Here is a 25,224-nt window from a genome sequence, read left to right on the forward strand (position 1 = left end):
GTAATCTGCCTCACTTTAATTGACTTAGTCAGTCTCTCCCCTGATTCCGATAAGCAACATTTAAATGATGTTGTGGATATGACTGAGAGAGCGGACGGACGAAGCATTTATACATATTTCCAAGGCAGAGTGGCTGCCGAAATCCGCTTATGGGAAGCTATTGAACGGAAATTGCTCAGTCCTTTTCATTATTTTGGGGTAACGGATAATGTTGACCTTAGTCAGGTTCACTGGGTTGCGGGGAATTACGATGAACGAGAACTGGAGAACCTCTATGTGTTCGAAAAGGCCATTGCCGAAAAGCGGGTTGGTTATATTATCAGCGCCCTGGAAAAGTATTGTCTGGAACCTGGGGAGATCATCGGAATTGGTTTTTGCTTGAATAAAAGGCATGCTGAATTTATGGCTCAGGTTTTTAACAAAGCGGGGATTCCTTCAGAATTTCTGGTGGCGGAATCGGAGAGCGCTGTGAGGGATAGCGTGAAGCGGCGTCTGGTCACGAAGGAAATCACCTTTGTTTTTGTGGTGGATATTTATAATGAAGGAATTGATATTCCAGAAGTGAATACCGTTCTTTTTCTGCGGCCTACGGAAAGCTTAACCGTTTTTTTGCAGCAGTTAGGCCGGGGGTTAAGACTCTGTGAAGGAAAAGAAGCCCTGACGGTCTTGGACTTTGTGGGCCAAGCCCACCAGAAGTATTCCTTTGAAGACCGTTTTAAAGCCTTGCTATCCAGGTCTCGCAAAACCATTGAGCAGGAAATCAAAACGGGTTTTGCCAATGTGCCCAGAGGCTGCTCCATTCAATTGGAAAAGCAAGCCCAGGACTACATTCTGGAGAACATTCGCAATGCCATTAATACTAAGCGTAATATAGTCAGCAAGCTCTATGATCTTATCGAGACTAAACAGGAGCTAAAGGTCAGGGAGTTTTACGAGGGTTATCATGTGACACCTCAAGACGTCTATAGTAAAAAAGTGACGGTTGTGGGACTGGCCGCCCAAGCCGGTTTACTGACGGGATATGAGGTAGATGCAGAGCGGGAACGATTGCTTGCCTCTGCGCTTGGAAAATTAACTTTTGTAGATTCCAGACGCTGGATTGGCTTTATGCAGAAGATTTTACACTGATTCTTTTAAGTAAAGGCTCTTTATTGCATTCTTTAACTACGGTGGAACGGACAATGCTAACCATGGTTCACTATTCACTATGGGGTAAGGGGCTAGGTGATCTGGGCGAGAGGTTTGCTTCAGTGGAAGAGGCGATTTATTGGGTCATTAATGATCCGCGGCTTTACCAAGAACTGATGGATTTACTGGACTATCAGTTCGGTAATATCAATTTCGTGGATAAGCCTTTAGTCGGTTTTGAGGATGAATATCCACTCGACTTATACTGTGCCTATACCTTTGATCAGATTTTGGTGGCTCTGGGCAAACATTCAGAACAAAAGAGGAGCTCTTTCCGGGAAGGAGTTCTCTACCTGGCTGAGAAGAAACTGGATGTCTTTTTCGTGACCTTGAACAAGTCGGAAAAGGACTATTCTCCCTCAACCATGTATCAGGATTATTCTATCAATGAAGAGCTGTTTCATTGGCAGTCCCAAAGCCGGACGACGGTGGAATCCCTGACAGGGCAGAGGTATCTTAGCCAAGCAGCCAGTGATGGGAATGTGTTGTTTTTTGTGAGAGAGTATAGGCAAGAGGGAGCTTTTACCTCTCCATATACTTGTCTTGGCTTTGCCGATTTTCAAAGCCATTATGGATCAGCACCCATTAGTATTGTCTGGAAGATGAAGGAGCCTCTGCCGGGGTTTGTGATGAAGAAGACGGTGAAGGTTTAATTTTTGTACAATTAAACGAGCAGGATACCTATGGTAACATAGGGGGCAGTAATACTTAAAGTGAGGAATAAAACATGAAGCCTGAAACAATTAATAAAGTATTGAAGTTTCGAGATGACCGAAACTGGAAACAGTTCCACAACCCAAAAGATTTAGCTATTTCTATCAATCTGGAGGCTGCCGAGTTATTGGAGATATTCCAATGGAGCGGAAAGGATCTTGAATGTAATTCAAAGATTGAAAAAGTTCGCGAAGAATCGGCAGATATTTTAAATTATTGTATTTTGTTTGCTGATGCTTACCAACTCGATCTAGATGAAATTGTAACGGAAAAGATTAATAGAAATGAGAAAAAATATCCGGTTGAAAAAGCATTCGGCAATAAAACTAAATATACGCAGCTAAAGGAAGAATCGGGGAAATGATATGTTGATATATTCTGGAACAAAACAACAATTTGATCAGGATGTCTTAAATGATTCAATTGCCCATAAGATTGACTATCAATTTAGAATTCGTGGATTATCTCATGAAAATGTGAGTGAATTTGTTTCGTGGGAGAATTCACTTAAAAAAATGCAAAGTGTTTTAGCTGATCCTGATTTTGGCAGCGATATTAATATCGCAGTCGAGTATCAGATTCCAATGACATCAAAGCGTGTAGACTTTTTGATTGCAGGTACAAATTATCAGGATGAAGAGAATGTTGTTATTGTTGAACTGAAGCAGTGGGAAGAAGCTGGGAAGACCAGCAGAGATGGTATTGTTACAGCTTATACTGGTCGTATGGTTCGTGCTGTTACGCATCCTTCTTATCAGGCATATTCTTATGCCAAAACAATAGAAAACTTTAACGCAACCGTACAAGATGAGAATATTTCTCTGTATCCATGTGCTTATTTGCATAACTATAAAAAGTCAAAACTTGATGAAATTGTAAGCCCCCTTTATCAGGAAGTAATTAATCTTGCACCGCTTTATATTAAGTCCGAAGAAGTTAAATTGCGTAATTTCATCAAAAAATATGTGACCAAATCTTCAAAAAGCAACCTTTTATTCAAGATTGAAAATGGGAAAATTCGTCCGTCAAAAGCTTTGCAGGATACTCTTGCAAGTATGCTCAATGGTAACGAAGAATTTGTCATGATTGATGAGCAGAAAGTTGTATTTGAAACTGTAAAACGACTCGTTGAAAAGGCTATGAAAAATAATGTAAAGTATACAGTTATTGTGGAGGGAGGTCCTGGTTCTGGCAAAAGTGTTGTCGCGATTCAGTTACTTACGGAATTTATTACAAAACGGCACTTAAATGTTAACTATATAACAAAAAATGCTGCTCCACGTAATGTATATTTTGAGAAACTTAAGCAAGGTAACTTTAAACTTAACTATGTTAAGTTTTTATTTAAAGGTTCCGGATCGTATGTAGATAGTTCTAAAAATGAGTTTGATTGTCTTATTACCGATGAGGCACACCGTCTAAATGCCAAATCAGGCATGTTCAAAAACAAGGGTGAAAACCAGATAAAAGAAATCATTAATGCGTCCCGCGTTAGTGTCTTTTTCATTGATGAGGATCAAGTCGTTACGGCAAGTGACATTGGCTCTATTTCAGAAATCAAGAAATGGGCTAAATATTGTGGAAGTACTCTATATTATAACGAGGAAACTAAACTTGCTTCGCAATTCAGATGCAATGGAAGTGACGGATATATTGCATTTATTAATGATTTGCTAGGCATAAAAAAAACCGCAAATTATGATGGATTTGATATAGACTATGACTTAATATTGTACGATAGCCCTGAGAAAATGCGTGAAGACTTACGTGAAAAGAACAATATAAATAATAAATCGCGTATGATCGCTGGTTATTGCTATGAATGGAGAACCAAAAATTCAAATGATCTTGCTGTTTATGACATCGAATTAGATAATGGATTCAAAGCTCGTTGGAATTTCAGCAACACGATTACATGGGCAATAGATGAGGATTCCTTTGATTAAGTAGGCTGCATTCACACATCACAAGGATTGGAATTTGATTATGTTGGCGTAATCATAGGCCGAGATTTACGATACGAAAATGGTAGAGTAATTACTGATTCAAAGGCAAGAGCACGTAGTGATCAAAGTTTAAGAGGTATTGGAAAACGTAACGAACCAAATCTTGCTGATAGGATTATTCGTAACACCTACAAGACTCTTCTTACGCGTGGTCAAAAAGGATGCTATATCTATTGTGAAGATAAAGCACTATATGATTATCTGGCAGGCAGAATACCAAAAGTAATCACAGAAGGACGAGACCAGATCCTGCAGGGAGAAGCGGGCCTCCAGAAAGCCTGGACGACCATCTGAGTATGAAGAAAAGTGAAGTTTACTATTACGCCTTTTTGGTTAGAACCTTATCTAATATCGCATCAATATGCTCCTGGCTACCGGGCTTGCATATTACTTGTAGAGGCTGGACCTGCTTGAATTGCTCGTGATCATCTTCAGATGTCACAAATACTATACTGCATGCTGACATGGAATCGGATTGCCGTATTTGTTTGGCGGTTTCGAGACCAGTCAGCTTTTTCATGCTGTTATCAAGAAGCAGAAGGTCAAAAACCTTATCATGCTTTTTAAGTTCTTCGAGAAGCTCTTCACCGCTGCCAAACTGGTAAATATCAAATAAAACCCCTTTTTCGTCTTCATATAAACGAATAAATGCCTCCAATAGCTGGCGACACAACGGCCTGTCATCGCAAATGCCGATAGTAAACAAAACATCTCCTCCAAAGCCTGTTAGATACAACTAAAAAGGTATTGGCACCATTATATATCCATAAAAATACAAATACAAGTGTATAAATACTCTTATACTTGGTTAATATTAATATTCATAATTGATAAAGTAAAATAGGGTGATAAGATTTGGAGATTGATTACAAAGAATTAGGTGAACGGATTGCGAAAAGACGCAAGGTGTTGAACCTGACCCAGGATGACGTCGCAGGAGCCACGGGACTTAGCAACAACCACATTTCCAATATAGAAAACAATCATTCTATTCCCAGCATTGAAACATTGCTTAAAATATGTGAGGCCCTGGACATTACGCCGGATTACTTCCTGCTAGGTATTTTTAGAAACACGAATGACAGCCTGCTTTCTCGAATTAATCAAAAAATCAAGCTGTGTGATGAGAAAAAGCAGGAACTGGTTGATCATTTTATAACGTGGCTAGTTGATGAAAAACTTTAGATTCATAAAAAGTGCGGATTGCACTTTTTTTATTTATAGACTTTTGAAGAGGACAAAGAGGGAGAGAACGATAATGTATGTTGACCTTAGTCAGGTCATTGGGTTGCGGGCAATTACGATGAGCGGGAAAGAGTAATGTGTCAAGAGAAAATGAACCTGAAAGAATACGTGCTGTACTGCACGATGTTGTTGAGGATTCGGATATTTCCTTCGATGATCTTCGTAAAGAGGGATTTTCAGAGGAAGTAATAATTGTTTTGGACTGACTAACCAAGCGCAAAGGTGAAAGCTATGATGAGTTTATTGCTAGAATACTAGGAAATGAAACTGCCTGTCATGTTAAGCTTGCAGACTTATGTGACAATATGAATCTGAGCAGGATTGAAAATACCACTCAGAAGGATGAAGCTAGAATGAAAAAATATAATGAAGCAGCTGAACGAATGATGGATTTTTGTCTTTGAGGCAGCAGTGCATTTATATCAAGATGCTTAAATCATGTAATCTCATTACTTCATAATTGGAAATTTAAATCCGGTTAATTCCTCACTCAGAGACCATAAACGGACAGCCTTCTCAGGATCAATAGCCCATGGCAATACTCCAAAAGGTGATGTGTTGTTGTCTGTGATAGCGAAGGCTATATTACAGTCCTCGCAATAAACACTCCCCATCCCATTCAATTCATCACTGACTGCAACAAATTAACTACACGCTCCTAAGAGTAAGAAGATCACATCTAGCTTCGTGTATCTTCTCCTTGAAAACTAAGCTGAACTAGGTCGTAATAATAAAAGGCCTTATCGTTAATGTTCAGAGGATCGTGGCTGTAAAATTAAAAGTTAGATAGAATGCACTGCATATCTCGGCGCTTAGTTTGGCTTGCCATAAGCTAAGTAAGAAGTGGCGGCCACATGGCCGCCTTTATTATATGCTTATGCTTGGGGCGGGTCGTATAAGTTAAACGAGTTAATTCCAGCGGCCATCTAGTGTTATTGGTTATGCATTTCGTAAGAAATTGCATTAGCCGCAGGCAGGGTTTAGCGGAAAGAAGCAGAATTATTATGAGTTACTGAGCTTAAAATCCTGTAAAAGAAGATAATTTTCTGTATGGCTTGCTCAAAGAATGGAGAGAAATAGGAGGAAAGTTCAATGAGAGCCGTGTGTATAGACTTTGAAACTGCGAATGTATTCATTGGCAGCGCCTGCTCGGTGGGGATTGCAGTTCTTGAAGAAGGACAGATCGTCGATACTCACTATTGGCTTATAAAGCCACATCCTCGGTATAGTTACTTTGACCCTTTGAATGTCGCAATCCATGGAATTAAAGCGCAAGATGTCAAGGACGCTCCGGAATTCGATCTCATTTATGGGCAGATTAGTCCTCTCTTTAAGAATGCCTATGTTATTGCGCACAACGCTTCCTTTGACATGTCGGTGTTGCGTCATGTTTTGGACTTATACGAAATCCCATATCCTGAATTAGACTATTTATGTACTTATAAAACGGCCCTTAAAACGTGGAGTGGCTTAGATAACTATAAACTTGATACGGTTTGCAAATTTCTAAACCATGATTTTGTCCATCATAACGCTTTAGAAGATGCCATCGCCTGCGGCAACGTTCTATTATCAGCCTTATCTGCCAGGGGAGTGACCACCATAAAAGAGCTCGCTGCTCATGTGGGAATGAGGCTTGGTAAATTGTACACAGGAGGATATAACCCCTGCAGCATAGCGAAGCGAACATCTAAAAAGGTTTAGAGTCTCCTTAGATATGTGATCAAGTTCTTGGACTTTGGAGGGAAAAAATGCAAATCTGCTGTACAAAAAAACTGTATGATGAAATGAAGATAGTGCCTGGGAAAGGAACTGAGGAAAACGATTTATTTTGTTGGAGCGTTCATTTAATCACGGTGAAGCGCAGAAAGACACTTGTCGCAGTCAATGACAGCAATCGCTATGGATTTGTTCTGCATGGCTTGAAAGCGAAGGATTTCAAACACATCAATGATTTGCTTAGCCAAGGAATTAGAAAATGCTTGAGAGACGAGAAAATAAAGAGCGAAATCATCGAAAGGTATTTGGAAGCAGCCGAAGAGTTGGTTTTCTCTAAGACCAGAGGTGCTAAATATGTTGCGCGTCTCAATAAAGCCTGTGAACAGGTAAACATATTTGATGATTGCTTAGAAACAAAGGAACTTTATCAGACTAAGGTTGCCCAAAGGATGAATAATGACCTCATGAAAATCCCCCAGGAAACGGATTATACATACCCCCATGTTCTTTTATCCAGGGATTTCAAGCTTTTTGCCGGGGAAGAAATCGTTCAGTGTGAGGCTGTCGATATCATGGTCAAGCTGAATTTAGATCGCCACACAGCCTGGAGACGAGTGATTATTCCTATAGATATTACGTTCAAACAGCTGCATATCATATTACAAGCAGTATTCGGTTGGAAAAGTTATCATTTGTATGATTTTGATATTTTGGACGAGGCAAGTAAGTGCGTTTTAAAGGTGATCAGTGAATTTGAAGAAGTTTATGAACCAAGCCCGGACTGCCCAATACGTTTAGATTCAGAGGTTAACTTATCGGAATATGCCAATCCGCGTTATAAAATTACGTATTGCTATGATTACGGCGACAACTGGGAGCATGAAATTACCATTCGAGGGATAAACGCTGAGTATAATAAAACCTATCCCGTTTGCTTAATGGGGGAAGGGAATGCACCTCCGGAAGATGTAGGGGGCATTCCCGGATACGTAGAATTTTTGAAGATCATGGCAGATCCGAACCATGATGATTATGAAACGATGCAGAAGTGGGCTCAGAGCCAATGGTATCGAAACTTTGATCTAGAATTAATTAATAAACGGTTGAAAACTATCTTGCGTGGATAGTGATATTGGTCGATGGAATAATCTGTGATCCAGGGGAGTAATACTGGGGCCAATCTCATACGAAAGGCTCAGCAGAGCACAGATGAAGAGTTAATTGTTTTACGGGAATGCTTAGTGGACAAAGGCGTCTGAAAGGAGATGCTTCATGAAATGTAAAAAGTGCAAATCAACAGAATCGACTGTTCATGTGGTAAATGTCGGTGATTTCTGTTTGGATTGTCATAACGATTATATGGCTGAGTTGCTTGGTATAAGCAAGATGAATGACTTTCCCAGGATTATCTCAGGCTATGATGCCAAGGGGATTATCCATCGATTTGAGATTTCAACTATGATTATGCCAGGGTTTTCCGTATGGAAAGCTGAAGAAATAGAGGGTGGTTATCAGTTTGAGATACTCGTAAAGCCTGAAGAAAATCAGGCAGTGGCAATCGAACATTTGCATCAGAAGATATTGACGGGTCTTGGTTATAAAACACTTAAGCATTTGTCGGATAGGTATTTCATAGATAATGCAATTCAGATCGACAAGGAGCAGTATAGCCTTAATAGCGTTGGAACATGCCGGATTCAACATGCTGAAGAAGAAAATCAAGTTTATCTGGTTATCGATGGGAGAAATGTTCCTATACATGACTTTGGACGGGCGCTCACAACGTTTGAGGGTTTTAATCTGGATTTTCAGATAAGAGATCTGTCCGAGGAAGTCCTTGGCAAAGATACGGTACTAAACAGGGTAAGTATCAATCCGGAAGTTATTATGGAGCATTTTGAAAGAACTTTGAGTTGGTTTTTAAAGGGCGATTTTTTAAGTTACAAACGTGCAAGTGCCTGTGAAGAGGCCTTGTTTGAAAGGATCGATGAACTGGAGCTGCTTTGCAAGTATGGTAATCAAGAAGTGGCTGTCGCGGTCGGAACAAGAATGAAAAAGCGACTTATAGACATTGAACATGATACAGATGATTTTCCTGATTATCTTTTGACCATGATTGACCAAGCGCTTGGAACTACTTAATGCTATTGAGATGACTTGCATGCAAAGAAACGAGTGTTCAAAGTCTTGCAGATAAGGCGAATGTATATGTAGGTTCCCGGTCCATCGGAGACAATGATTTCTTTATCAACCCAAGAGTGGGAAAAGATTGAAGATTTTCAGGCTCACATGAGTGCTGCAAAATCTGGGTTAAAAGAGGCTACTTCTATGTTGCGTGATACGCCAAGAACTAGCATTCTCAAACGTATCGGACGATCGGCCCAGTAATTCCTACACGGAAGTATTGCAAGTCTGTCAATATTCGATAGAATTATGATGACATTCAGAACTTGAAGAATAAGATTTGTGATCGGAGGCTCTTATGTTTAATCAAATTAATCATTTGAATAAAGAGCTTGCTGAGCTCGTTGATCGTCATACTGATAGGGATGGTCCTCAGTCTACTGAGATTCCATCCCTTAGCTTTTCTCGTTATTCTACTCCTCATCATTTTACAGGAACTGGGGCACCCTACAGAATTAACAAGCCCTCAATCTATATTGTTGTTCAAGGAATAAAAGATGTAATATTTGGCGAAGAGCGATTCCGATATGGTCCGCCGAATTACCTTGTAGCATCTTTGGATTTACCGATAATTGCCGAAGTGCTTGAGGCATCGACTGAAGTCCCAAACTTGTCATGCAGAATCGAGTTTGCCCATAGTCAGATTTTGGAGCTATTAAGCGATGACGAGCTCAAGGTGAACTTCAAGGGAACATCAAAACGTGGTGTGAATGTTGCCGAATTAGATGTATCCATATTAGATGCTATCGTGAGACTAGTTCGTCTGCTGGACAAGCCGGCCGATATTCCTGTACTTGCTCCGCTATTTACAAAAGAAATTTTATACAAAGTATTGCATGAGGAGCATGGCGACTCACTAAGACAAATAGTTACTGATGAGAGCCCAACTATTCATATTCAACATGCAATCCAACACATTGTGGATCATTTTCACGACCCCTTTCGCGTTGAAGATCTGGCGGATATTGCCAAGATGAGTGTTCCGTCATTTCATAGACATTTTAAAGAAATAACCGCTATGAGCCCGATTCAATTTCAAAAGCAACTGAGGCTTCAGGAAGCCCGGCGTCAATTAATATCTCAGTCGGTCGACGTCGCAGAGGTTGCGTTTCGGGTTGGTTATGAAAGTCCAACGCAATTCAATCGTGAATACTCCCGAATGTTCGGGGTTCCGCCCGGAAAAGATGTGAAACAGCTTAAAGGGCTTGCTGAGCAACGAGTTGACGCTGAAGAAGTCTCAGGAAAAACTAATCAAGAATAAAGAGTGTAATTGGCACAAATAGCCTATTACGCTCTTTTTATTATAACAATTCTATTGCATTTTGGTATGCACAGTCATTATTGTTTATGTTCCGAATTACCATTCTTACCGCTGAAGTCAGGTTGTAATATGATAGGATTAGGCAAGTTCCTGATTGAATCGTGCTACCGATTGTCTGAGCATTTGAGGTAAAGTTAGTGTAGTTTCAATGAGATTTGCTAGTGCTTCAAACTAGACTTTATATCTTGATGCGAGGAACAGCAATCAAGGAAGTACATTTCTAACACTTTAAGGCTGGAAACCTGAGTGTTAAAAGCACTGGTATACAGAGGAGTTGAAACAATACAACAAGTTTTCAGGAGGTATATATGCAATATATTAAGCTCGGACACTCTGGTCTTGAGGTTTCACCGATCTGCATTGGCTGTATGGGTTTTGGAGATCCCTCACTTGGACACCCTACCTGGGCACTCGGCGAGGAAGGTAGCCGACCCGTGGTCAGATATGCGCTTGAGGCCGGCATTAACTTCTTTGATACCGCCAATCTATATTCGCAAGGGACAAGTGAGGAAAACATCGGGAAGCTGCTCAAGGAGTTCGCGAAACGTGAGAGCATCGTCATCGCCACAAAACTTGGTGCTCCCATGCGTTCTGGCCCTAACGCGTTCGGTCTCTCGCGCAAGACGATCATGACCGAAGTTGATAACAGCCTAAGACGTCTTGGGACCGATTACATCGATCTTTATCAGATTCATCGCGCTGACCCATTTACTCCGTGGGAAGAGACACTGGAAGCACTCCATGACATCGTCAAGATGGGCAAAGTGCGTTATTTGGGTGCCTCCACAATGAGGACGTGGCAGTTTGCCAAAGCTCTTCATATCCAGAAAATGAACGGCTGGGCACGCTTTATATCGATGCAGCACAACTACAATTTGGTTGCTCGTGAGGAAGAGAACGAAATGGTTCCGCTCTGTGCTGACGAGGGTATTCAGACCATCATTTACAGCCCGCTTTTCCGTGGCCGTCTGGCTCGTGCGTGGGGTGAGACCACAGCCCGCTCGGAGTCCGAAGCAAGTGCCGATAAGTATTTTGAGGCAACTGCGGCAGCCGATCAGAAAATCGTTGAGGCGATTGGAAATGTCGCAGAGGAACGTGGGATAAGCCGAGCACAGATCTCGCTGGCCTGGTTGTATCGTAATCCAGTTGTTGCCGCACCTATCGTTGGGGCACTCAAAACTAGCCATATCGACGATGCAATTGCAGCACTTTCGATCAAGCTGACGGATGAAGAAGCTGCGCGGTTGGAGGCACCATACACTCCTCGTGTTGACGTGAACGTTAAAAATTCTGATCCGAAAGCAATCGCTCAAATGGCGGCAACTGTTGGAATCAAAATTGCAATTCCAACTTCTTCTAAATGATTTGAATAAATGGAGCTGTACTACTAAAGTCTACTCGAAGTGCGGGTCCATCGAGCATTTTTGGTAAATCATCAAAAATTGGGCTAGGTATAATAACTTACCCCAGCTTATCCGTAACTACGTTATCCCAATTATTTCTGAGATTCTTCCAAAACCAATGCTGAACCAAAATTCTTCAAGCTCGTGCGCAGATCTTCTCGTTCACATGCTGGGCCATTTCGCATATCGGTAATAACAGGTACCTCTTTAACACTGAATTCCAGGATTTCAAACATTTGCTTCGTATAATCAATGTACGGAGCTTTTGGGGCAGAAGACCGCTGAAGTAATTCGCGAACTGACAAATGGGAAAAGTTTATCAGATATCTCCCCAAAGCCAGTTACAAACGGGCAATACATATTTGATTGGCGGGAACTAAAGCGCTTCGGTATTGATGAAAGCCGCTTGCCCTCAAATAGCAAGATTATGTACAGGGAATACAATGTATGGGAAATGTACTATAAGTATATCATTGCGGGCGTAACGATTATTATTCTGGAAGGTTTTCTTATTGCATTGCTGGTCCTTTCAAATTCCGCAAAAAGGAGGGCTGAAGACAGTCTTCGTCTCTTGAATACCCAGCTTGAACAGAAAGTGGTAGAACGAACCCAACAACTGGAGGAAAGTAATGCTGCGCTCGATAAGGAAATCTACGAACGTACTATGGCTCAACAGGAATTGATTGCGAGCAATGATGAACTAGAAGCCGTCAATTATCAAATTAAGCGGGCCAATGACGAATTGAAGCGGATGTCCCTAACAGACAAATTGACTGGGGCTTGGAACCGACGTCACTTTGAAAAGGAAGCTGCTATAGAGATCGAACGGTCCGAGCGCTACAAAGAAGTATGTTCACTTATTGTTATGGACATAGACCATTTCAAGAAGATCAATGATCAGTATGGTCATCTAGTTGGAGATGCTGTTTTGTCTGAATTGGCGAAACTGCTGCAAAACAACCTTCGCAAGGTCGACTCACTGACTCGCTGGGGAGGCGAAGAATTTATTGTGTTGGCTAAACACACAGGGGGTTCTAGTGCCATGGAGATGGCGGAGAAATTAAGACATCTTGTTGAAACTTATGACTTTCCAGAGGTTGGTGAAATGACAGTAAGCATAGGAGTGGCTGAATTTAAGTCTGGAAAGACTCTGGATAACTGGATAAAAGTCGCCGATGATGCTCTTTATGAGGCCAAGAGATTAGGGAGAAACCGAATTCAACTTGGTAACCACTGACGACCATGCCCCAAACGGTTTTTCGCTAGGGAACTTTAGCCAAATGGCTTTCTGGACTTGCAATTCCGATAGGGAGTCAAAAAAAGCACAGGCACGATTTTGTCAGTACACAGCTTGCTTTGAGGACAGAGAAATAGTCCTTAATCCGGGGGATGAGCTGTTTGCAGGGACAGTACAATGGGGAAAAAATCATAACAATACTTGAGCCGTTAATTCCGCTTCCAAAGCCTAAGAAGAAAAAGAAGAATGCAACCTTGAAAAATGGTTAAAGTGTAGTGTAAGGCCTAGAAGGGCTACATCTTACCTTCGTGAATTACCAGCTGTTGATGTTTAACATTGCACCCACCGGAGCGTTTTGGGCGTTTGCGGTGGGTTATTTTTTGCTACTTTATGCAGGGAATAAAGGATAATGGTGGAATTAGTAGAGATAGTCCATCTTATTACGAAATATACCCGTTTTTGCTCGGGTCGGAAAAGGCTTTCGAAGTTCGTCTTCCGGGTCTTTTTCCGACCTGCGGTCTACAGTCCCCCTTAGGTTTCATTGGGAAAGCAGGTCATCGCCATGTAACAAGTTAGAGACTACCTTTTTGTTAAGGTAGTCTCTAACTTGTTATGGTCCTGTGCCCAACCCATCAATTTTCCAACAGTTATCATATTTATTTAAGATCACGAATCGTGTTTGTTTTCCATCAGGTGAGTTAAAAGCCGCATTTTTCCATTCTATTTCAAGATTAACCCTGTTCCTTTATAATGGCACCAGCGATCTTGATATCAAACCGTGCAGAGGTTGACCTGTTACTACTTCTGAACAGATTAATTCCGACCACAGTTTATTGATCTTTGGTATATTATGTCGTTTCTGGGGACGAGTTTGCATGGATATTTATTCTATGTTTCAATAGTACTAAGTAAACAATCATTGATAAAGCAATTAAAACAGATGAGAACAGGTATATATACGCAAATCCTAAGTTTTGAGATACTAATCCCCACATTATAGCGCCAATCCCCATACCAATATCGTTTGCAGCAAGAAACGTTGCATTTGCCGATCCTCTTCTTTCAACAGGTGCGAAAGTAATCACTAATGCATTTAAAACAGGTTGAACTGAGCCATAACCAAGACCATAAAGTACCCCTGCAACTAAAAACATAAGAAGTGAAGTAGATTTAGTTAATAATAACAAGGATATTATTATAAGCACCAAACCTGGTAAAATTACTTTTGAAGCCCCAATGCGATCAGCAATCTTGCCTGTAGTTGGTCTTGTTATGAATAATGCTGCTGCAAATACAATAAAAAATATACTGATGTTCTTTATGCCTGTATAAACTGCATATGAAGGGATAAAGGTCAAAATTCCAGAGTAGCTTATAGCAACAAAGAAAAAAATAGCTGAAGGCAGAATAGCTTTTTTTTCAAAAATCACTGGTGATTGATTTGATTTTGTTATTCTTTTTCCCTTTTTTTGTTGCTCATAATTTAATAGAAATCCCAGAGCCAACACGATTATCTCCGAAAAAGCTATTACAATATAGCATGTAGAATAATTAAAATTCTCTACAATGTACAGCCCAAGAGCGGGACCGATAGCTAAGGCAATAGATGTTGACATACCATAATATCCTATCCCTTCAAATCTTTTAAAGGGCGGAATTAAATCTGAAACTATAGTACTGGTGGAGGTACTTACTGCACACCACCCGATACCTTGTATTACCCTCAATATCAAAAGCATGCTAGTAGAGTTGAACAGGTTATAACCTATAATAGAGATTAATAATATTACATTTCCTATTTGCAATATAGTCTTTCTTCCCTTACCATCCAGCAAATTACCAAACCACGGACGTGTAATAAAACATGTAAAAGTAAACACTGCTGAGATAATTCCTGCCATAAATTTGCTGCCACCAATATGTAGTATATATAAAGGCAGTATTGCCATTAACATGTAAATCAAAGTATAAGCTATAATATTCACAATCATAATAATAGCAAAGGATTTAGTCCATAATTTTTCACCAGTAATTATCTCTTCCAAAATATTACTCCGTTTCTATTGTGGTATTATTAAGATTAATTTTGATAATATCAACAATCTTAATAATATGCTTTTAAAACCCTTAACGTCAAGTCTTGACGACTTAGGAAATAGCATCTCCACACAAAAACATCGTGAACAAGAGAAATTTATTTAATGGGCTTTAATAAAAGAAACTAACAATGGGCCATTGGTGAAAAGCGTTTACAATTTGGTGTTCGACAAGAAACGCACCAATACAACTATTGCCTGTATGTGATAGCCTGCATCAACGTTGTGATATCGGTCCCGAGCATAACAGCTAGTTCTGCATGAATGATTATTATTGGCGCAGTAGGGGCAAGTTACGAGGAAGAATTACATGACTTTACTAGATATTTTGAATCATTTTCGACGCCCTAAGGAACTGATCGAACTAACTCCTGAAGATCTTGAAAGAAAAATGAAAGAGAATCCTCGTTGTATTCTTATCGATGTTCGGACATCCTTGGAATATCAAAGCGGTCACATTAACGGTGCGAAATCCTATCCGTTGATCAACCCAAGCAGATTTACTCGCGATTATAAACCGGATCAAGCTATTATCCTCGTTTGCCGTTCAGGTCATCGCAGCCTGGCTGCTGCTAGGGTATTTATAAAGCATAATTATAAGCAGTTATTCCATCTGAAAGGTGGCATGAAGGCTTGGCTTAAAGCAGGAAAACTGATCAAAAAATAACCAATCCCTAACATTTATAGCCGCACTTTTGGTGCTGTTTTAGCTCTTTATTATGTGGAAGCTATAAAGCCTCAAGGAAATGAAGTGCTCAGCGGAACATGCTAACGGGTTGTCATTTTTTGTCGTTCCGCGTAGGATACAGGAACCTTCGCGAAACGACAAGTTTCGCCGAGTACAAATGAATACTGACCTGATTCGTGAGAATTTAGCAATTCTTTCGGGACTTACTCCGAATACGACGACTTCTATGCAGAAAGATATGGCCGCAGGTAAAACCAGTGAGATAGATGAACTCATATATGATGTTGTACGTATCGCCGATAATTGTGGAATTGAATTATCGAACTACAGAAAAATCGCTACATATTTTGGATATAAATAGTCATTATCTATTGATCCCATGCCTCACGTAACTTTTTTACTCCGTTTACGATGTCACTTTCGGATAGATTTCCAAAACCCAATAAAACCATGTTGCCGGAATAGTTTGCGGGATTTATCCAAAAATGAGAAACGGGATAGATCAACACGCCTTTTTGCTTTGCCCTTTCAATCATGTCCCGCTCAGAAAGCCCTTTCCTTGACTCTAACACAATATGCAAACCTGCATTTTCACCATGTATGATAACACGATCCTCCAATATCTCCCTAACGGACTGAACGAGTAAATCATGTCTCTTTTTGTTCAAGGCACATATCCGTCGTAAATGATTTTCCCATTGATTCGAATTCATAAACATCTCCAGTGCCTTTTGTTCAGTGACTGAGACCGGAGATGGATATGAGCTAAACAGAGAATCGTAAAGAGGCACTAATTTTGATGGGAGAACGATATAACTTATCCGTAAGCTGGGGGAAAGCACCTTTGATAAGGTTCCCATATATACGACGTGCCCATTGGATTCAATACTGGCAACGGAAGGGATCGGTCTAGAATTATACCGCAGCTCACTGTCGTAATCATCTTCAATAATAATTCCATCATTTTTTTTCGCCCAATTCAATAATTGATACCTTTTTTGAATTGGCATAACGGCTCCGCTCGGAAACTGATGCGATGGCGTCACGTAGACTATGCGGGCCGGGCTATTCTCTAATTGTGTGAGATTTAATCCATCATCTTCAATGTCGATCGCAGCTATTTTGAAACCGCTCTGCCTGAATACCTCTTGTACAATGTGATACCCCGGATCTTCTAAAGCAATACTTTCAGAATGGTTTTTCAGTAATTGGCTTAAAATCAATAACCCGTATGCAGTACCTGCAATGATAACGATTTGATCGGGGTCACATGAGAGGCCTCTTGACTTTCTTAGATAGTCGGAAATAATATTTCGCAGACCTGGTTCTCCCTTTTTCTCCCCATACATTGAAAGACGGTCCGCCGTCAAATCGTTCAACGCCTTGATTAGTAGCTTTTTCCATATCGCCATTGGAAAATCGTCAGGGTTTAGGTGCCCATACTCAAAGTCATAAGGGAACAATGATTTATCGTAATTCGAATTGAGTATGGTTACATTATCGCATTTTGCTTGAGGCTTGAAGCTGTTCGTCACGTTCAAGTCAAAGATTTTTTGTACTGTATATCCGCTGCCTGGTTTGCTCTCAAGATATCCTTCTACGGTCAACTGTAGATATGCATTTTCTATCGTGTTTCGGGCAACGGCTAACGTTGAAGCCAACAGTCTTGTAGATGGTAGTCTGTAGCCTGGAGACAAATCGCCGATAAGAATTTTGTTTTTGATTTCTTGGTAAATCTGCATATACAATGGTGTATTGCTGTTAGGATTTAATAAAATCATCATTTGTTTGCCTCTCAACTGTATCCTATAAAATATTTATAATTGGCACTTTTGAATAGTCCAATTATATTTTATACTACTGCTGTAAGCAAATCAATAGTGTTAGGAGGATCATATAATGTTAAACGAAAAATTTCGGGAAGTCATTTCTCATGAAGGTGTTGTTTCCATTGTGTCTGGTGATGGGAGTGAACCACACGTCGTAAATACGTGGAATTCCTATCTTACAATCACAGACGATAACAAAATCTTGATTCCTGCCGCTGGGATGAAAAGCACACAAAAAGATGCTGAACTGAACAACAGAGTTCAGCTTACTTTAGGCAGCAGAGAGGTTCAGGGGTTGCGGTCAATGGGCGCAGGTTTTCATATCGATGGAACGGCTAATTTTGTGGAATCCGGGCCGGAATATGAGACGATGAAACAAAAGTTTCCGTTTCTGAACCGAGTGCTGGAAATCACGCCACAAACGATCAAGCAAACCCTTTAAATCAAAAATGAGGTACTATGAAGAAATCTGATAAAATACTCCCAGTTAATGAAGCAATTGCTTTGTTAAAGGAATGTACTTTTGGTGTTCTATCCACTGCTTCTGCGGATGGTGTTCCCTATGGTGTTCCTGTCAATTATATTTATTCCGAGGAAGAGAACTCAATATTTTTTCATGGTGCAAAATTTGGTCGTAAACTTGCTAATGTCAGTGAAAACAATGGGGCATCGTTTGTAATAGTAGGGTACTATGAAATTAGTAGCGACCAATTCACAGCTTATTACAAAAGCGTTATCGTGTCGGGAAAGATGTCTCTTGTTACCGATGCGGGAGAAAAAATAAAGAGACTCGCGCAGCTTTGCAAAAAAATGAAGCCACAGACTTTAGGTCGCATGGGCGAAGTAATTCAGAGATTACTTCCGGCAGTTGCAGTATTGGAAATGAAAATTGATAATATAAGCGGCAAAAGGAATCTGAAAAACTAATATTTTATGCAAGCCAACAGCCAAGCTTACACTAACCGTGAGTTTGGCTGTTGGGCGTTGATGTTTTGGACATATCAGGTCGCCTTTGCAGGCATCCGTTTTCAGATCACACGGAACCGGGTTATTTTTCATCACTCTTCCAAGTAATAAGAAAACTATTTCTATTCCCGTCATCCTCACAGGTGGCATTACCAAAGTAGAAGAAGCTGAGCTGAGGTACTTCTTTGTCAGGAAAAGGCCGATTTGATTGGTGTCGGCAAGGCTATTGAAAAAACTACAATTGGGCGCGAGACGCTTTTAGTATGGACTGATTACGCCTTATCATAATTGAATAACGCATAGCAAACCCGTCGAAAGACGGGGACGCAAAGCTACGGGTCTAATGTTGTAAACGATGATCGCCGGGTTGCACTAAAGGTCAAGACCTGTTTAAGTCTTGACCTTTTTTATTGAAAAAGGTCAGTCTGACGAACCTACAAAAAAAATGTGGGTTTGGCGGACTTATTCTTCTGCCCATCAGACAGTCCTCTAAACTCGCTTGGAGGAGGCATTATTGCGACAGCCCCTATTGACTTCGGGCCAAGTTGGCCCGAAGTGCGCAAAAAGGTTTAAGGGCAGCGTCATGACGGCGTTGCCCTTAAACCTTTCCTTACCGTAAGGGGAAAGGAAAAACGCTATGGAAGCTAAAAATGAAAACAAGCGCCTGATCGAATATCAGGTTGGCAATACGCTATATCAGGTCGCTCCCGTCTTTACGGAGAATGCCAAAGCGGTGGATATTCAAGGAAAAATCCTTCGCTTGATTCTTCAAGATCGAGAGCGGAAAAGCATAAAACCATGAGGCGCTGTGTCCTCGACATCCTTAACACGAGCGGTCAACGGCGGTATAATAGAAGTGTAATATTCGTTTGACTGCCGGGAAGGAGGACATATGCAAAGTCAGTCAAACATTGTAACGGCGCTCTATTGCCGCCTTTCACGGGATGATGATGTTCAGGGGGACAGCAACAGTATCGCCAATAGAACGATATCTTGATTCGGAACTGTTTGATTTATTAAAGAAGGTAGTTGTGTTCGAAGATAAGTCAGTATCGATGATTGAGCAAGCAGAGATATTTTCCTCAGCATGCTTTTATCATAAGCTTATTTCAAGAGAAAACCGTGATGCGTGGCTTCATAATGCGTTAGAAGCTTTGAGGGATGCAGAGCTTGTTTTTTGTGATCCTGATAATGGGCCGATTGGTGCGAAGTCTAAAGGCAGTAAAAATTCAGAGAAGTATATTTGCCCTTCGGAAATTGTAGATTATTATAATAGAGGTCAGAATGTTGTTTATTATTGCCAGAAGGCTCGTCGAACTTGGGAGCAGTGGGATAAAACTAAGAATGAAATGATTGAATATCTACCTGATGCCAGGCTATATATCCTTACATATCATAAGGGAACCCAACGCTCTTATATTTTTGTTATGCATCCGGAAGATGGGCGCAGATATATAGCCATTCTTCAAAAATTTCTTTATACAGCATGGAGCAGGGTTTTCACAGAAGAGTCTCCTGAGAAAAACAGCCCATCCAGCAGGAGTGTAGGCGGAAAGCTTGAACTGGAAATGGATTCCGGTGTGATTGCAACAATAACTGCTCAAGAGGATGGATGGGTAACAATTAAGTTTTCAGACCAACCAGGGAGGAGTACAAGGACACGCATAGATCATTTTCTTAGCAATTACAGACGTTAAGTCTTTCGCATTATACATGCCACCTCATAGGGCAATATGAAGGCGGTGGGAGAGTACACCTCCCAGCCGTTTGCGCCCCGCTAACCTCAAGAAGAAATAGCCGCCATTATAAAGGATAGCTGATGGGTCAAGCGGGGAAATCGATTCTCGCGCTTCCCGGGGGAAGGCTCTTTACTAAGTCTGCGCTGGGATGAAAGGGAAAAAGGGGTACTAGAGAACATGGATGTGTGTCTTATATCGCAAAGGGCTAGGTGAGTAACCAATTATAGTGATAGAAGTTGGAGGGGCGATTATGAATGATAGAATTGAAATACACCAAGGAGATATCACAAGGGTTTCAGTTGACGCCATCGTGAACGCCGCCAATAATAGTTTAATGGGTGGTGGAGGAGTAGATGGAGCAATACATAAGGCTGGAGGTCTAGCAATTTTAGAGGAATGTATAAAAATTAGAGATAAACAAGGTGGTTGCAAAACAGGGGAAGCAGTAATAACTACTGCTGGGAAACTACCTGCAAAGTACGTAATTCATACGGTTGGGCCAGTTTGGCACGGTGGAGCAAAAAGTGAAAGTGAAAAATTAAGGAACTGTTATAAGAATTCATTGAAGGTAGCTGTAGAGAACGGAATTGAAAGCATAGCTTTCCCTAATATTAGCACTGGTGTTTATAGATATCCAAAAGAAAAAGCTGCGGAGATAGCTATAGATGAGGTAACGGTTTTCCTGAAAAATGCTAAAAAAGTTTCTAAGGTAATATTTGTTTGTCATGACCGCACAAATTACGAGCTTTATGAAAAGTTGCTAAAAGAAAAGAATTGTATTGGATAAAAATTTCTGTGATTGAGCAGAATCGGTTCCCCTCTCGCTTTCCAAAGGATGGCAGCCACTTGCGAAAGTATATTGGGATTGTAGTGATCAAGGGATACTGGGTGATATGATTTAACAGCAATGCTTTACGAATAGTTATTGTACTTGTTCTATTCAAACGACTCTTGGAAGAGGATGAATTCATGAAAATAGTTGCTATAGGAGATTCAATTACAGAAGGATATCCTTTTAGCCATGATGATTCTTGGGTGGCATATGTGGCTAAAGAACTAAAAATTGAGATAGTAAATAAAGGAGTATGTGGTGATCTAACGCAAGGGATGCGAGAGCGTTTTAAGCGGGATGTGTTTTCGGATAATCCTACACACGTGATAATTCTTGGAGGGGCTAATGATGCCTTAACTGGTTTTTCTCCGGATTGCGTAAGTGCTAACATTAAAGCAATGATAGAAATGAGTCAACATCAAGGGATCATTCCAATCGTTGGTTTACCTTTACCGTTCTTGTTGATAAAAGAAGAAATGTTAATGTCTCAATATCGGGATTGGCTAAAACATTATATAAATAGAGAAAATATCATGTTCATTGATTTTTGGGCTCCGTTTTTCACAGCTGTCCAAGAAGGTCGAGTAGAAAAACTTTATGTGGATGAAGTTCATCCAAGTATTGAGGGATACAAATTAATGGGAGAAACGGCTTTGCACAGCTTAGTGGGATTAGTAGCGCCACATTAATATTACGGCGACCTTATCGGTTCTGGGATGCCCTTACTAATCCAAAGGCGCTCAGCGAACCGGAAAGCTGAAGGGATGCGTTGGATGGAGCTTATAAAAGATGGTAACATTTGAGGGTCGTTTTACATGAAAGAAGACTGTGAGATTAAAGATTAGACAACAGCTGCGTTAGTTCATTAAATCTCTCAGTTTAATTTCGGGGTGGTGATACCTGGGATAAACAGGAGTCTTTTTGCCGTATTGTAATGATTCTTTCGGACACCATTGAATACATGCTAAACATTGCTCACAGTGATTATGCCAGGTTAATTTCTCATATTGAATATCAATGTTTTGAGCTGGACAGATATTAACACAAACACCGCAATGATTGCATTTCTCATCTGTCCAAAATTTAGCGTCCATTTTATGAACATACGGCAAGGATAATTTATATAGACAAGTGAATACAATTCTTTGCCAAAGAGGCCCTTTTTCAACGGGCATTTCAATTCTGCTTTGTACTTTCTCGGTTATTGTAGTTAGCTTCAACTCAGCAACCTGAAATCGTTCGTTTTGTTTATCTTGGGAACCTGGACCACCCCAGGGTATGTAGTTGGAAGGCATTATAATAGACCACCCGCTGGATAAAGTTAAATTCCTGAATGCCATTTCCTTCTTTAATTGTACTAATGTATTAGAGACTTGACCAGCATTGTTAGCTAAAGCAAAAATATATCTAGGAGAAATAGATTTCAGCTTATCCAAAAAAGATAATACTCGTTTGGGTACACCCCAAATATGTACAGGAAAAATTAAGCCTACGGCTTCTGAATTAACGGCTTGTTTTTGTATATCCATTGAGATGAGTTCTGGACTAAGCTATGGAAGTTACTCATTTCATCAGCGGTGTTGATTTATTTCTAGGCCAGTTTTTCGCAGAAATCGTCCTTGACCTTAAAAGGGACTATCCCGAAGTTACCCTGGAATGCGTTATTCCCTGTGAGGATCAGGCTGCAAATTGGACGATAGCGCAGCGTGATAGGTACTTCTCTATTGTTGAACGATGCGATAAGGAAACTCTACTGCAGCATCATTATAGTAAGGATTGTATCAGAAAGAAAAAGGAATACATGGTCAAACAGAGTAATTATGTGCTTGTAGTATGGAACGGCAAATCCGGCAGTTCGGGGAAACTCCTTTCTATTGCTCGCACCTTGGGAAAGATTGTGATTCTGATTGACTCCAATACCTATGAAGTGCGACCGATTTGAAAAAACTAGCGGCACAGCCCAATGGAACCCTATTAGCCCATAGCTGGGGTGTTACGAATGACGAACCGACAGTCATCAGGGATGTGTTATACGTTCCGGAAAAATTTCCAGGGAGAAAGGTGCAGATTCTGGACTCTTTGGAGGTGGCCTCTCCGGCGGAGTTTCTCTGCAGGATGATCAGAGGTCCGGAGCATGGGTGGGTCTAGCTATATGCCGGCGCTTAGTTTGTCTTGCCACAAGTTAGGCGAGAAGTGGCGGCCACGCGGCCGCCTTTCTTTTTTTACTCTACCTAAGCTTGCGGCGGGTCGTATAAGTCGTTGGTCGTGGTTCCAACAATCTTAATATCCCGCTTTCCGATCAGCTCGCCGCTGGGCGTAAGGAATACATTCTTCTGAATGATCGTGTCCATAACGGCTTCGGCCTCAGCCTTATCCAGGTCTTCCCTCGGATCGGGGATGGTGATGGCAAACGTTTTGCCGCCGGCAGTTGTAAACGTTAACCTTACCACCTTATTCGTCGTTACAGCCATAGTACCACCTCTTTTTCCGCAAATTTTCCTGAGGGTTACTCATTGAGTAGCTCAAAATTTTTCCTCAGGAGCACGTTCGTTACCGGGTGCTGTCCCAGACTGAGTAAAGCTGCCGCCACATCATAAACATCCTGTTCGGAGGCGTCAGCCTTCAGGTAATTCAGGCTTTTCTGTTTGAGTTCCGGGCCGCCGGTGGGCGTGGTCCCGGTCTGGTATTTTACAATCAGCGTTGAATTTAAAGATGTTGTACTTACCGCCATCGTCTTCACATCCTTTCCGACCTATTGACGGGCCGCTTTGAAATCAGCTCGTCCGTTTATTTTATGATCCTGTTTGTCCGGAGGTTACAGTCTGCGGCCGACCTATAAAAAAGTAAGGCTCCCGCTTCCTATTCAGATTCTTTAATAAGCCATTTGAATGAAGTTTGTCACACGCATAAGCCTCGCCCCATATTCTGTGAATAAAGTTACAGAAAGGGCAGATAGTCTTATGAAGGATTTGATCACAGATCGCACGCCGCTTGTGATCGCGGCTGAAATAAACACGATCAGGCACCAGACCGGGAAGATCCTCCTTGCCGGAGCCATTGAGATTGGCCGTCGCCTGAAGGAGGCTAAGGATCTACTTCCCTATGGAGAATGGGGCAAGTGGTTGAAGGAATCGGTCAGTTACTCTCAGCGAACGGCCGATAGGTTAATGCAGGTCTGTGAAGAGTACGGGACGAAACTTCTTGCCTCCCCCGATAGTGACGGCTTGTCAGATTCGTCACCGGTGACGAATCTGACCTACACCCAGGCACTCATCCTCCTGGGGATCCCGGAAGAGGAGCGGGAGGAGTTTATCGCCGAGCACGATGTCGAGAGCATGACCAGAGTGGAATTGCAACAGGCTGTCAAGGACAGAGACCAGGCTATTCAGGAGAAAAAAGACCTCCAAAATGACCTGATCTTGAAAAGCAGCGAACTCGCCCAATTAACCACTCAGACCCAAAGCTTGGTGCAACAGGTGAACGACTACAAGTCGAAATACTCCGCCGAGCAGGAAAAAGTCACGTTAAAGCAAAGGGAGCTGGAGGCGGCCAAAGAAGAGGTCCCGTCCGCCAGGAAAATTGCCGAACTGGAGAAAAAGCTCAAAACCGTGGAAACCAAATCCTCTCTGATGACGGCCGAAGCACAATTCACCATTCACCGCGATAACATGATCAAAGCCTACGATGAGCTGCTGAAAATGCTCACCGCCTTAGACAGAACGGATTCGGAGGCGAAGGAAAAATACAGGGAGACGGTGAGTATGATTGTTGAAAACATGGCGAAGAGGCTCAAAGTATGGCCTCCCGTTATCAGGACAAATCTATCGATTAATACGACCCAGTCCGAGAAGGGTTAGATCCAGCGGCTACCTAGTCGTAATCCGAACAAATCAAAAAACTCCTGAGTTAGGCCAGCAAGCAGTTACCGGTGTGGAACTGGAGCAGATCCGTGGGGAGCCGCGCAAGGAGCTCTCCTTTTCCGTGTGGGGCGGGAAGAAATAATCGCTTGAAGGAGAAATTGCCTGGATGTTGAATAGAGTTACTAAAGATTTAAACC

The 25,224-nt window shown here is 41.4% G+C and carries 25 protein-coding genes, 3 pseudogenes and 1 riboswitch; of the genes and pseudogenes, 21 read left to right on the top strand and 7 right to left on the bottom strand.

The annotated features are described in order from the left end of the window. Positions 1-84: 84 nt before the first annotated feature. The 3 genes and pseudogenes from DSBG_RS24190 to DSBG_RS23610 all read left to right on the top strand — a co-directional run. A pseudogene (locus DSBG_RS24190) lies at positions 85-1,841 on the top strand (DUF3427 domain-containing protein); the annotation flags it as partial. A 74-nt stretch (positions 1,842-1,915) separates the two neighbouring features. After that, positions 1,916-2,266: a nucleotide pyrophosphohydrolase gene (locus tag DSBG_RS06460; protein WP_068963364.1), complete on the top strand. Its 351-nt coding sequence runs from the start codon at positions 1,916-1,918 to the stop codon at positions 2,264-2,266. Between the two features lie 361 nt (positions 2,267-2,627). Then, a pseudogene (locus tag DSBG_RS23610) lies at positions 2,628-4,202 on the top strand (DNA/RNA helicase domain-containing protein). Between the two features lie 25 nt (positions 4,203-4,227). Here DSBG_RS23610 and DSBG_RS06470 read toward each other — a convergent pair. Further along, positions 4,228-4,614 (bottom strand): LytR/AlgR family response regulator transcription factor, encoded by a 387-nt coding sequence (locus tag DSBG_RS06470; RefSeq protein WP_068963365.1) that lies wholly within the window; start codon positions 4,612-4,614, stop codon positions 4,228-4,230. 149 nt (positions 4,615-4,763) lie between these two features. Here DSBG_RS06470 and DSBG_RS06475 point away from each other — a divergent pair, with 149 nt between their 5' ends. The 7 genes from DSBG_RS06475 (at position 4,764) to DSBG_RS06505 (ending at position 11,741) form a co-directional block, all read left to right on the top strand. Then, complete coding sequence (locus tag DSBG_RS06475; protein ID WP_068963366.1) at positions 4,764-5,093, top strand: helix-turn-helix domain-containing protein; 330 nt, start codon at positions 4,764-4,766, stop codon at positions 5,091-5,093. Between the two features lie 137 nt (positions 5,094-5,230). Continuing rightward, positions 5,231-5,359, top strand: a complete 129-nt coding sequence (locus tag DSBG_RS23615) for a hypothetical protein (protein ID WP_282434197.1) — start codon at positions 5,231-5,233, stop codon at positions 5,357-5,359. 886 nt (positions 5,360-6,245) lie between these two features. Beyond that, positions 6,246-6,857, top strand: a complete 612-nt coding sequence (locus DSBG_RS06480; protein ID WP_068963367.1) for a 3'-5' exonuclease — start codon at positions 6,246-6,248, stop codon at positions 6,855-6,857. 47 nt (positions 6,858-6,904) lie between these two features. Further along, positions 6,905-7,999: a plasmid pRiA4b ORF-3 family protein gene (locus DSBG_RS06485; protein WP_068963368.1), complete on the top strand. Its 1,095-nt coding sequence runs from the start codon at positions 6,905-6,907 to the stop codon at positions 7,997-7,999. A 145-nt stretch (positions 8,000-8,144) separates the two neighbouring features. Beyond that, entirely contained in the window at positions 8,145-9,014 is an 870-nt protein-coding gene (locus DSBG_RS06490) for a DUF7686 domain-containing protein (RefSeq protein WP_068963369.1), read from the top strand. 340 nt (positions 9,015-9,354) lie between these two features. Then, positions 9,355-10,317 carry an AraC family transcriptional regulator gene (locus DSBG_RS06500; RefSeq protein ID WP_068963370.1) on the top strand — a complete coding sequence of 321 codons (963 nt, stop codon included), beginning with the start codon at positions 9,355-9,357 and terminating at the stop codon, positions 10,315-10,317. 368 nt (positions 10,318-10,685) lie between these two features. Further along, positions 10,686-11,741: an aldo/keto reductase gene (locus DSBG_RS06505; protein ID WP_068963371.1), complete on the top strand. Its 1,056-nt coding sequence runs from the start codon at positions 10,686-10,688 to the stop codon at positions 11,739-11,741. 131 nt (positions 11,742-11,872) lie between these two features. Here DSBG_RS06505 and DSBG_RS21680 read toward each other — a convergent pair. After that, positions 11,873-12,037 (bottom strand): annotated as a pseudogene (locus DSBG_RS21680) (flavodoxin family protein); the annotation flags it as partial. A 197-nt stretch (positions 12,038-12,234) separates the two neighbouring features. Here DSBG_RS21680 and DSBG_RS06510 point away from each other — a divergent pair. Next, a complete protein-coding gene (locus DSBG_RS06510) occupies positions 12,235-13,017 on the top strand; it encodes a GGDEF domain-containing protein (protein WP_176716198.1) in 783 nt (260 codons plus the stop codon). A gap of 848 nt (positions 13,018-13,865) precedes the next feature. On the opposite strand, the gene DSBG_RS06520 is transcribed toward DSBG_RS06510, so the two are convergent. Next, entirely contained in the window at positions 13,866-15,062 is a 1,197-nt protein-coding gene (locus DSBG_RS06520) for an MFS transporter (RefSeq protein ID WP_083236756.1), read from the bottom strand. A gap of 361 nt (positions 15,063-15,423) precedes the next feature. On the opposite strand from DSBG_RS06520, the gene DSBG_RS06525 reads away from it, so the two are divergent. Together DSBG_RS06525 and DSBG_RS06530 are read left to right on the top strand one after the other, a co-directional pair. After that, positions 15,424-15,780 carry a rhodanese-like domain-containing protein gene (locus DSBG_RS06525; protein WP_068963374.1) on the top strand — a complete coding sequence of 119 codons (357 nt, stop codon included), beginning with the start codon at positions 15,424-15,426 and terminating at the stop codon, positions 15,778-15,780. Positions 15,781-15,958: 178 nt separating this feature from the next. Continuing rightward, the gene (locus DSBG_RS06530) at positions 15,959-16,162 is read left to right on the top strand and encodes a ketopantoate reductase family protein (RefSeq protein ID WP_242877442.1); all 204 of its coding nucleotides are present in this window, start codon (positions 15,959-15,961) and stop codon (positions 16,160-16,162) included. A gap of 7 nt (positions 16,163-16,169) precedes the next feature. Here the strand turns inward: DSBG_RS06530 and pdxR are convergent, their stop codons facing one another. Continuing rightward, positions 16,170-17,585 (bottom strand): MocR-like pyridoxine biosynthesis transcription factor PdxR, encoded by a 1,416-nt coding sequence (pdxR, locus tag DSBG_RS06535; RefSeq protein WP_348980962.1) that lies wholly within the window; start codon positions 17,583-17,585, stop codon positions 16,170-16,172. Between the two features lie 115 nt (positions 17,586-17,700). Here pdxR and DSBG_RS06540 point away from each other — a divergent pair, with 115 nt between their 5' ends. The 6 genes from DSBG_RS06540 (at position 17,701) to DSBG_RS06560 (ending at position 21,856) form a co-directional block, all read left to right on the top strand. Continuing rightward, a complete protein-coding gene (locus DSBG_RS06540; protein ID WP_068963376.1) occupies positions 17,701-18,072 on the top strand; it encodes a pyridoxamine 5'-phosphate oxidase family protein in 372 nt (123 codons plus the stop codon). 17 nt (positions 18,073-18,089) lie between these two features. Next, entirely contained in the window at positions 18,090-18,557 is a 468-nt protein-coding gene (locus tag DSBG_RS06545) for a pyridoxamine 5'-phosphate oxidase family protein (protein WP_068963377.1), read from the top strand. Between the two features lie 330 nt (positions 18,558-18,887). Continuing rightward, positions 18,888-18,971: riboswitch (cyclic di-GMP riboswitch) on the top strand. Between the two features lie 262 nt (positions 18,972-19,233). After that, the gene (locus DSBG_RS22945; RefSeq protein WP_176716199.1) at positions 19,234-19,398 is read left to right on the top strand and encodes a hypothetical protein; all 165 of its coding nucleotides are present in this window, start codon (positions 19,234-19,236) and stop codon (positions 19,396-19,398) included. Between the two features lie 142 nt (positions 19,399-19,540). Further along, positions 19,541-20,293: a hypothetical protein gene (locus DSBG_RS06550; RefSeq protein ID WP_176716200.1), complete on the top strand. Its 753-nt coding sequence runs from the start codon at positions 19,541-19,543 to the stop codon at positions 20,291-20,293. A 292-nt stretch (positions 20,294-20,585) separates the two neighbouring features. Then, positions 20,586-21,122 carry an O-acetyl-ADP-ribose deacetylase gene (locus DSBG_RS06555; RefSeq protein ID WP_068963379.1) on the top strand — a complete coding sequence of 179 codons (537 nt, stop codon included), beginning with the start codon at positions 20,586-20,588 and terminating at the stop codon, positions 21,120-21,122. A 182-nt stretch (positions 21,123-21,304) separates the two neighbouring features. Further along, positions 21,305-21,856, top strand: a complete 552-nt coding sequence (locus DSBG_RS06560; RefSeq protein ID WP_083236757.1) for a GDSL-type esterase/lipase family protein — start codon at positions 21,305-21,307, stop codon at positions 21,854-21,856. A gap of 168 nt (positions 21,857-22,024) precedes the next feature. Here the strand turns inward: DSBG_RS06560 and DSBG_RS06565 are convergent, their stop codons facing one another. Beyond that, on the bottom strand, positions 22,025-22,696 hold the full coding sequence (locus DSBG_RS06565; RefSeq protein WP_083236758.1) for an EFR1 family ferrodoxin: 672 nt from the start codon (positions 22,694-22,696) through the stop codon (positions 22,025-22,027). Positions 22,697-22,719: 23 nt separating this feature from the next. Between DSBG_RS06565 and DSBG_RS06570 the strand changes: the two genes are divergently transcribed. Further along, positions 22,720-23,109, top strand: a complete 390-nt coding sequence (locus tag DSBG_RS06570) for an SLOG family protein (RefSeq protein WP_068963381.1) — start codon at positions 22,720-22,722, stop codon at positions 23,107-23,109. Positions 23,110-23,398: 289 nt separating this feature from the next. Here DSBG_RS06570 and DSBG_RS06580 read toward each other — a convergent pair whose 3' ends face one another. Together DSBG_RS06580 and DSBG_RS06585 are read right to left on the bottom strand one after the other, a co-directional pair. Continuing rightward, positions 23,399-23,638 (bottom strand): DUF2922 domain-containing protein, encoded by a 240-nt coding sequence (locus tag DSBG_RS06580; RefSeq protein ID WP_068963383.1) that lies wholly within the window; start codon positions 23,636-23,638, stop codon positions 23,399-23,401. Positions 23,639-23,673: 35 nt separating this feature from the next. Next, positions 23,674-23,898, bottom strand: a complete 225-nt coding sequence (locus DSBG_RS06585; RefSeq protein WP_068963384.1) for a DUF1659 domain-containing protein — start codon at positions 23,896-23,898, stop codon at positions 23,674-23,676. A 229-nt stretch (positions 23,899-24,127) separates the two neighbouring features. Here DSBG_RS06585 and DSBG_RS06590 point away from each other — a divergent pair, with 229 nt between their 5' ends. Further along, positions 24,128-25,024 (top strand): DUF3102 domain-containing protein, encoded by an 897-nt coding sequence (locus DSBG_RS06590; RefSeq protein WP_068963385.1) that lies wholly within the window; start codon positions 24,128-24,130, stop codon positions 25,022-25,024. The last annotated feature ends 200 nt before the right edge of the window (positions 25,025-25,224 follow it).

Source organism: Desulfosporosinus cupriresistens (assembly GCF_001707885.1).
GTDB lineage: Bacteria > Bacillota > Desulfitobacteriia > Desulfitobacteriales > Desulfitobacteriaceae > Desulfosporosinus.